Here is a 5,596-nt window from a genome sequence, read left to right as displayed (position 1 = left end):
AAGCGCGGTAGGTTTTCTGCTTAGGAGTTTAATCATGTTTCAGACTTTTATTTCTCGCCATAATTCAAACTTTTTTTCTGATAAGCTGGTTCTCACTTCTGTTACTCCAGCTTCTTCGGCACCTGTTTTACAGACACCTAAAGCTACATCGTCAACGTTATATTTTGATAGTTTGACGGTTAATGCTGGTAATGGTGGTTTTCTTCATTGCATTCAGATGGATACATCTGTCAACGCCGCTAATCAGGTTGTTTCTGTTGGTGCTGATATTGCTTTTGATGCCGACCCTAAATTTTTTGCCTGTTTGGTTCGCTTTGAGTCTTCTTCGGTTCCGACTACCCTCCCGACTGCCTATGATGTTTATCCTTTGGATGGTCGCCATGATGGTGGTTATTATACCGTCAAGGACTGTGTGACTATTGACGTCCTTCCCCGTACGCCGGGCAATAATGTTTATGTTGGTTTCATGGTTTGGTCTAACTTTACCGCTACTAAATGCCGCGGATTGGTTTCGCTGAATCAGGTTATTAAAGAGATTATTTGTCTCCAGCCACTTAAGTGAGGTGATTTATGTTTGGTGCTATTGCTGGCGGTATTGCTTCTGCTCTTGCTGGTGGCGCCATGTCTAAATTGTTTGGAGGCGGTCAAAAAGCCGCCTCCGGTGGCATTCAAGGTGATGTGCTTGCTACCGATAACAATACTGTAGGCATGGGTGATGCTGGTATTAAATCTGCCATTCAAGGCTCTAATGTTCCTAACCCTGATGAGGCCGTCCCTAGTTTTGTTTCTGGTGCTATGGCTAAAGCTGGTAAAGGACTTCTTGAAGGTACGTTGCAGGCTGGCACTTCTGCCGTTTCTGATAAGTTGCTTGATTTGGTTGGACTTGGTGGCAAGTCTGCCGCTGATAAAGGAAAGGATACTCGTGATTATCTTGCTGCTGCATTTCCTGAGCTTAATGCTTGGGAGCGTGCTGGTGCTGATGCTTCCTCTGCTGGTATGGTTGACGCCGGATTTGAGAATCAAAAAGAGCTTACTAAAATGCAACTGGACAATCAGAAAGAGATTGCCGAGATGCAAAATGAGACTCAAAAAGAGATTGCTGGCATTCAGTCGGCGACTTCACGCCAGAATACGAAAGACCAGGTATATGCACAAAATGAGATGCTTGCTTATCAACAGAAGGAGTCTACTGCTCGCGTTGCGTCTATTATGGAAAACACCAATCTTTCCAAGCAACAGCAGGTTTCCGAGATTATGCGCCAAATGCTTACTCAAGCTCAAACGGCTGGTCAGTATTTTACCAATGACCAAATCAAAGAAATGACTCGCAAGGTTAGTGCTGAGGTTGACTTAGTTCATCAGCAAACGCAGAATCAGCGGTATGGCTCTTCTCATATTGGCGCTACTGCAAAGGATATTTCTAATGTCGTCACTGATGCTGCTTCTGGTGTGGTTGATATTTTTCATGGTATTGATAAAGCTGTTGCCGATACTTGGAACAATTTCTGGAAAGACGGTAAAGCTGATGGTATTGGCTCTAATTTGTCTAGGAAATAACCGTCAGGATTGACACCCTCCCAATTGTATGTTTTCATGCCTCCAAATCTTGGAGGCTTTTTTATGGTTCGTTCTTATTACCCTTCTGAATGTCACGCTGATTATTTTGACTTTGAGCGTATCGAGGCTCTTAAACCTGCTATTGAGGCTTGTGGCATTTCTACTCTTTCTCAATCCCCAATGCTTGGCTTCCATAAGCAGATGGATAACCGCATCAAGCTCTTGGAAGAGATTCTGTCTTTTCGTATGCAGGGCGTTGAGTTCGATAATGGTGATATGTATGTTGACGGCCATAAGGCTGCTTCTGACGTTCGTGATGAGTTTGTATCTGTTACTGAGAAGTTAATGGATGAATTGGCACAATGCTACAATGTGCTCCCCCAACTTGATATTAATAACACTATAGACCACCGCCCCGAAGGGGACGAAAAATGGTTTTTAGAGAACGAGAAGACGGTTACGCAGTTTTGCCGCAAGCTGGCTGCTGAACGCCCTCTTAAGGATATTCGCGATGAGTATAATTACCCCAAAAAGAAAGGTATTAAGGATGAGTGTTCAAGATTGCTGGAGGCCTCCACTATGAAATCGCGTAGAGGCTTTGCTATTCAGCGTTTGATGAATGCAATGCGACAGGCTCATGCTGATGGTTGGTTTATCGTTTTTGACACTCTCACGTTGGCTGACGACCGATTAGAGGCGTTTTATGATAATCCCAATGCTTTGCGTGACTATTTTCGTGATATTGGTCGTATGGTTCTTGCTGCCGAGGGTCGCAAGGCTAATGATTCACACGCCGACTGCTATCAGTATTTTTGTGTGCCTGAGTATGGTACAGCTAATGGCCGTCTTCATTTCCATGCGGTGCACTTTATGCGGACACTTCCTACAGGTAGCGTTGACCCTAATTTTGGTCGTCGGGTACGCAATCGCCGCCAGTTAAATAGCTTGCAAAATACGTGGCCTTATGGTTACAGTATGCCCATCGCAGTTCGCTACACGCAGGACGCTTTTTCACGTTCTGGTTGGTTGTGGCCTGTTGATGCTAAAGGTGAGCCGCTTAAAGCTACCAGTTATATGGCTGTTGGTTTCTATGTGGCTAAATACGTTAACAAAAAGTCAGATATGGACCTTGCTGCTAAAGGTCTAGGAGCTAAAGAATGGAACAACTCACTAAAAACCAAGCTGTCGCTACTTCCCAAGAAGCTGTTCAGAATCAGAATGAGCCGCAACTTCGGGATGAAAATGCTCACAATGACAAATCTGTCCACGGAGTGCTTAATCCAACTTACCAAGCTGGGTTACGACGCGACGCCGTTCAACCAGATATTGAAGCAGAACGCAAAAAGAGAGATGAGATTGAGGCTGGGAAAAGTTACTGTAGCCGACGTTTTGGCGGCGCAACCTGTGACGACAAATCTGCTCAAATTTATGCGCGCTTCGATAAAAATGATTGGCGTATCCAACCTGCAGAGTTTTATCGCTTCCATGACGCAGAAGTTAACACTTTCGGATATTTCTGATGAGTCGAAAAATTATCTTGATAAAGCAGGAATTACTACTGCTTGTTTACGAATTAAATCGAAGTGGACTGCTGGCGGAAAATGAGAAAATTCGACCTATCCTTGCGCAGCTCGAGAAGCTCTTACTTTGCGACCTTTCGCCATCAACTAACGATTCTGTCAAAAACTGACGCGTTGGATGAGGAGAAGTGGCTTAATATGCTTGGCACGTTCGTCAAGGACTGGTTTAGATATGAGTCACATTTTGTTCATGGTAGAGATTCTCTTGTTGACATTTTAAAAGAGCGTGGATTACTATCTGAGTCCGATGCTGTTCAACCACTAATAGGTAAGAAATCATGAGTCAAGTTACTGAACAATCCGTACGTTTCCAGACCGCTTTGGCCTCTATTAAGCTCATTCAGGCTTCTGCCGTTTTGGATTTAACCGAAGATGATTTCGATTTTCTGACGAGTAACAAAGTTTGGATTGCTACTGACCGCTCTCGTGCTCGTCGCTGCGTTGAGGCTTGCGTTTATGGTACGCTGGACTTTGTAGGATACCCTCGCTTTCCTGCTCCTGTTGAGTTTATTGCTGCCGTCATTGCTTATTATGTTCATCCCGTCAACATTCAAACGGCCTGTCTCATCATGGAAGGCGCTGAATTTACGGAAAACATTATTAATGGCGTCGAGCGTCCGGTTAAAGCCGCTGAATTGTTCGCGTTTACCTTGCGTGTACGCGCAGGAAACACTGACGTTCTTACTGACGCAGAAGAAAACGTGCGTCAAAAATTACGTGCAGAAGGAGTGATGTAATGTCTAAAGGTAAAAAACGTTCTGGCGCTCGCCCTGGTCGTCCGCAGCCGTTGCGAGGTACTAAAGGCAAGCGTAAAGGCGCTCGTCTTTGGTATGTAGGTGGTCAACAATTTTAATTGCAGGGGCTTCGGCCCCTTACTTGAGGATAAATTATGTCTAATATTCAAACTGGCGCCGAGCGTATGCCGCATGACCTTTCCCATCTTGGCTTCCTTGCTGGTCAGATTGGTCGTCTTATTACCATTTCAACTACTCCGGTTATCGCTGGCGACTCCTTCGAGATGGACGCCGTTGGCGCTCTCCGTCTTTCTCCATTGCGTCGTGGCCTTGCTATTGACTCTACTGTAGACATTTTTACTTTTTATGTCCCTCATCGTCACGTTTATGGTGAACAGTGGATTAAGTTCATGAAGGATGGTGTTAATGCCACTCCTCTCCCGACTGTTAACACTACTGGTTATATTGACCATGCCGCTTTTCTTGGCACGATTAACCCTGATACCAATAAAATCCCTAAGCATTTGTTTCAGGGTTATTTGAATATCTATAACAACTATTTTAAAGCGCCGTGGATGCCTGACCGTACCGAGGCTAACCCTAATGAGCTTAATCAAGATGATGCTCGTTATGGTTTCCGTTGCTGCCATCTCAAAAACATTTGGACTGCTCCGCTTCCTCCTGAGACTGAGCTTTCTCGCCAAATGACGACTTCTACCACATCTATTGACATTATGGGTCTGCAAGCTGCTTATGCTAATTTGCATACTGACCAAGAACGTGATTACTTCATGCAGCGTTACCATGATGTTATTTCTTCATTTGGAGGTAAAACCTCTTATGACGCTGACAACCGTCCTTTACTTGTCATGCGCTCTAATCTCTGGGCATCTGGCTATGATGTTGATGGAACTGACCAAACGTCGTTAGGCCAGTTTTCTGGTCGTGTTCAACAGACCTATAAACATTCTGTGCCGCGTTTCTTTGTTCCTGAGCATGGCACTATGTTTACTCTTGCGCTTGTTCGTTTTCCGCCTACTGCGACTAAAGAGATTCAGTACCTTAACGCTAAAGGTGCTTTGACTTATACCGATATTGCTGGCGACCCTGTTTTGTATGGCAACTTGCCGCCGCGTGAAATTTCTATGAAGGATGTTTTCCGTTCTGGTGATTCGTCTAAGAAGTTTAAGATTGCTGAGGGTCAGTGGTATCGTTATGCGCCTTCGTATGTTTCTCCTGCTTATCACCTTCTTGAAGGCTTCCCATTCATTCAGGAACCGCCTTCTGGTGATTTGCAAGAACGCGTACTTATTCGCCACCATGATTATGACCAGTGTTTCCAGTCCGTTCAGTTGTTGCAGTGGAATAGTCAGGTTAAATTTAATGTGACCGTTTATCGCAATCTGCCGACCACTCGCGATTCAATCATGACTTCGTGATAAAAGATTGAGTGTGAGGTTATAACGCCGAAGCGGTAAAAATTTTAATTTTTGCCGCTGAGGGGTTGACCAAGCGAAGCGCGGTAGGTTTTCTGCTTAGGAGTTTAATCATGTTTCAGACTTTTATTTCTCGCCATAATTCAAACTTTTTTTCTGATAAGCTGGTTCTCACTTCTGTTACTCCAGCTTCTTCGGCACCTGTTTTACAGACACCTAAAGCTACATCGTCAACGTTATATTTTGATAGTTTGACGGTTAATGCTGGTAATGGTGGTTTTCTTCATTG

9 protein-coding genes are annotated in these 5,596 nt (G+C 44.5%); all 9 read left to right on the top strand.

Annotated features, from left to right (window positions below; genetic code table 11):
• Nucleotides 1-562, top strand: a 562-nt coding sequence (locus tag VTH8203_RS25875; protein ID WP_503169855.1) for a hypothetical protein, incomplete at its 5' end; no start/stop codon positions are given.
• A gap of 8 nt (nt 563-570) precedes the next feature.
• Complete coding sequence (locus tag VTH8203_RS25870) at nt 571-1,557, top strand: Minor spike protein (protein ID WP_000466547.1); 987 nt, start codon at nt 571-573, stop codon at nt 1,555-1,557.
• A 63-nt stretch (nt 1,558-1,620) separates the two neighbouring features.
• On the top strand, nt 1,621-3,162 hold the full coding sequence (locus VTH8203_RS25865) for a replication endonuclease (protein WP_000252566.1): 1,542 nt from the start codon (nt 1,621-1,623) through the stop codon (nt 3,160-3,162).
• A complete protein-coding gene (locus VTH8203_RS25860; RefSeq protein ID WP_435988044.1) occupies nt 3,095-3,247 on the top strand; it encodes a hypothetical protein in 153 nt (50 codons plus the stop codon). Before VTH8203_RS25865 ends, VTH8203_RS25860 begins: the two co-directional genes overlap by 68 nt.
• Entirely contained in the window at nt 3,180-3,419 is a 240-nt protein-coding gene (locus VTH8203_RS25855) for a phage DNA packaging protein C (protein WP_016670801.1), read from the top strand. The genes VTH8203_RS25860 and VTH8203_RS25855 overlap by 68 nt, the downstream gene beginning before the upstream one ends.
• The gene (locus VTH8203_RS25850) at nt 3,416-3,874 is read left to right on the top strand and encodes a scaffolding protein D (RefSeq protein WP_000084700.1); all 459 of its coding nucleotides are present in this window, start codon (nt 3,416-3,418) and stop codon (nt 3,872-3,874) included. Before VTH8203_RS25855 ends, VTH8203_RS25850 begins: the two co-directional genes overlap by 4 nt.
• A complete protein-coding gene (locus VTH8203_RS25845; RefSeq protein WP_000033471.1) occupies nt 3,874-3,990 on the top strand; it encodes a phage DNA packaging protein J in 117 nt (38 codons plus the stop codon). Before VTH8203_RS25850 ends, VTH8203_RS25845 begins: the two co-directional genes overlap by 1 nt.
• Nucleotides 3,991-4,026: 36 nt before the next feature.
• Nucleotides 4,027-5,310 (top strand): major capsid protein, encoded by a 1,284-nt coding sequence (locus tag VTH8203_RS25840; protein WP_000065572.1) that lies wholly within the window; start codon nt 4,027-4,029, stop codon nt 5,308-5,310.
• A 110-nt stretch (nt 5,311-5,420) separates the two neighbouring features.
• The coding region (locus VTH8203_RS25835) for a major spike protein G (RefSeq protein ID WP_032488129.1) at nt 5,421-5,596 on the top strand (176 nt) is incomplete at its 3' end.

The sequence above is a fragment of the Vibrio thalassae genome (assembly GCF_900089835.1).
GTDB classification, from domain to species: Bacteria; Pseudomonadota; Gammaproteobacteria; order Enterobacterales; family Vibrionaceae; genus Vibrio; species Vibrio thalassae.
The sequence above is the reverse complement of the archived record's forward strand: the minus strand, read 5'-3'. Positions and strand labels throughout refer to the sequence as shown.